Origin of the sequence: Synechococcus sp. R6-10 (genome assembly GCF_047461815.1) — a bacterium.
In the GTDB taxonomy this organism is placed as follows: domain Bacteria; phylum Cyanobacteriota; class Cyanobacteriia; order Thermostichales; family Thermostichaceae; genus Thermostichus.
This window is the reverse complement of record NZ_JANSHW010000353.1, coordinates 1-2,351: the sequence shown is the minus strand read 5'-3', so window position 1 is coordinate 2,351 and position 2,351 is coordinate 1. Positions and strand designations below refer to the sequence as shown.

Here is a 2,351-nt window from a genome sequence, read left to right as displayed (position 1 = left end):
GTTGGCTTGCCAACTGCAGGGCTACCGAAAGCCCGCCCTGTACTGCGAAGCAGTCAGGGTCGGGTAGTTTACGGCAAGTCAGGAATAACTCCCATCCATTTCCACCCGCTACTGCAGGGATCCCCAGGGGGCATTAGGCCGATAATGGACAGGTAGCGTTGGGGGTTCCAAGCATGCTGGAGATGATCTTTAACGGGGCCAACTGGTTTGCTTTGCCCTTTTGGGCCTTGATGATTCTGCTGCCGGGTTGGAAGGTAACCCGCAAAGTGATGGAATCGCTTTTGCCCATCGCTCTTTTGGCGGCGGTTTATTTGTATCTTTTGGTCACCGGGTTTAATGCCGATGTTCTCAAGGAATTTTCCGACCCTCAACTGTCTCTGACCAGCCTAACCGACCTATTCAGTCAACCCGCCGTTATGGCGACGGGATGGGTACACTACATCGTCATGGATTTGTTTGTGGGCCGCTGGATCTTCTTGGAAGGGTGGGATAAGCGAGTATGGACAACCCATTCCCTGATTTTGTGCTTGTTTGCCGGGCCAGTGGGCTTGCTCTCCCATTTGCTTACGGTGGCAGTTGTCCAGGCACGCCGGCAAAACCAGGCGCAAGGAAGGACTCAAGAGACAGGAGTGCCACAAGAGTTGGCTAACCCCTAGGGATAGGCTCTATCGAATAGGGATCCAGGCTCGCATAGCAGGAGGAAGTCCTAAGAGGCTAGGATCAGGGGTAGGAGCCCTCAGCCTTGAGGCCAGAGGAACTGTTTGATGAGGAGTGGAGGCATAGCTTGGTTTTTGCGTCCTCAGCGGTGGCTGTGGAGCGGCCTTGGAGCAGCAGCCCTTGTGGCCCTCACGGCTGGGGCTAGTTGGGCACGGCTTTTGTTGGAAGTGCGCATGACCATGGGCCTGCCCATTAGCCCTAACTACTGGTACATGGTGGCCCTTATGGTACATGGTGGCCCTTAGCCGAGCTGGTAGCCCTGGCCCCACCGCCAACCTGGTAGATCCCAATGTCCGGGTTGGGCCCAACGAGTACACCTTTGTGCGCGACTGGGACTACCTGATTCGGGTTACCCCTCTTAACGAGGAGGCCGTTTTGCAAGCTACCATCCAGCGCTTTGGTGAGCAGGAGCGAGAGTTTGCCGTTGGCTTTAACCAAGTGCGGGTGGAGCGCGTTAACCGGGACCGCGACACCCTTAGGTTTCGGATTGACCTTTCGGAGCTCCAAGGTCTGGACGGGCAAAACCAGGATATCCAGGTGGCTTTGCTCACTGCCCGCGCCCCTTTTCGCGTGGCTCCTGAAGAGACCAATCTAGCCATTGATGCCACCCGCGACGAACTGCCCAACTACTATCGCCTTAGTCTCTCCAACCAGCGGCAGGTGGTTGTCGACGATCCCCAGCGCCAAGAGACCATGCGCCGCAGCCGTGAGTTACTCCAGCAAAGTGGATCTGGAAGCGGCCTCACCCGCGAGCTCATTGAGGGAGGAGCCCTGGAGATTTTGGCTGCCAACATCCTCACCTTTGAGCTACGCCTTCTTTCCTCTTCCAGTTTCTAGAGAGAAACCTTAATCTATCCAGGTGGCCTCTGGCTTTGGCCTGAGAATGAGAGCAGGGGGACTGCCGTGGTGCAGGCAAGATGGGAGCACTTTGAACACATGGCTGACATTGGTGTCCGCGGCTATGGGGCAACGCCGGAGGAAGCCTTTGCCCAGGCAGCTTTGGCCCTGACTGCGGTGGTCACTAGCGTGGATGAAGTAGCTCCCAGAGAACACCTAGAGATCGAGCTAGGAAATGCAGGCGATCTGGAACTGTTGTTGGTGGATTTCCTGAACGCAGTGATCTACGAGATGGCCGTCAGAGGCATGCTCTTTGGAAAAGTCGAAGTGCACCTGGCAAAAGAGCATCTCAAGGCCAGCCTGTGGGGGGAAAGAGTTGACCATGCCAAGCACCGACCGGCGGTAGAAGTTAAGGGGGCAACTTACACGGAACTCAAGGTAGCCCGAGAGGGTGAGCTTTGGGTGGCCCAGTGCGTGGTGGACGTGTAAGGGGAGGCAACCTATGGATATCAAGAAACTTGAGCGTGTGGATGAGACAGTCTGGCGCATTCCTCCAAAAGGCAGAATGCGTGTCCCGGTCTTGATCTTTGCCGACGAGGAGTTAATCCGGGAAATGGACGACAAAGTGGCCGAGCAGGCCAGCAACGTGACCACCTTGCCAGGGATCGTTGGAGCCTGCTACGTGATGCCAGACGCCCACTGGGGCTATGGCTTTCCCATCGGTGGGGTGGCGGCCTTTGATGCGGAAGCAGGGGGGGTGATTTCCGCCGGCGGCGTGGGATTTGACATCTCCTGCG

Annotated in this window: 5 protein-coding genes; all 5 read left to right on the top strand. The window is 56.8% G+C overall.

The window, feature by feature from the left end; translation table 11 throughout:
• Positions 1–173: 173 nt before the first annotated feature.
• Entirely contained in the window at positions 174–656 is a 483-nt protein-coding gene (locus tag NW837_RS10240) for an ABA4-like family protein (RefSeq protein WP_414331247.1), read from the top strand.
• 105 nt (positions 657–761) lie between these two features.
• Entirely contained in the window at positions 762–962 is a 201-nt protein-coding gene (locus NW837_RS10235; RefSeq protein WP_414331244.1) for a hypothetical protein, read from the top strand.
• The gene (locus NW837_RS10230) at positions 949–1,554 is read left to right on the top strand and encodes a hypothetical protein (protein WP_414331242.1); all 606 of its coding nucleotides are present in this window, start codon (positions 949–951) and stop codon (positions 1,552–1,554) included. The genes NW837_RS10235 and NW837_RS10230 overlap by 14 nt, the downstream gene beginning before the upstream one ends.
• Before the next feature lie 66 nt (positions 1,555–1,620).
• Positions 1,621–2,043, top strand: coding sequence for an archease (locus NW837_RS10225; protein WP_414331239.1), 423 nt, complete (start codon positions 1,621–1,623; stop codon positions 2,041–2,043).
• A 13-nt stretch (positions 2,044–2,056) separates the two neighbouring features.
• Positions 2,057–2,351, top strand: a 295-nt coding sequence (locus NW837_RS10220) for an RtcB family protein (RefSeq protein WP_414331236.1), incomplete at its 3' end; no start/stop codon positions are given.

Excerpts from the sequence above, each read along its gene's own strand:
- NW837_RS10240 (WP_414331247.1), top strand. The coding sequence starts at position 174 with ATGCTGGAGATGATCTTTAACGGGGCCAACTGGTTTGCTTTGCCCTTT.
- NW837_RS10230 (WP_414331242.1), top strand. The coding sequence starts at position 949 with ATGGTGGCCCTTAGCCGAGCTGGTAGCCCTGGCCCCACCGCCAACCTG.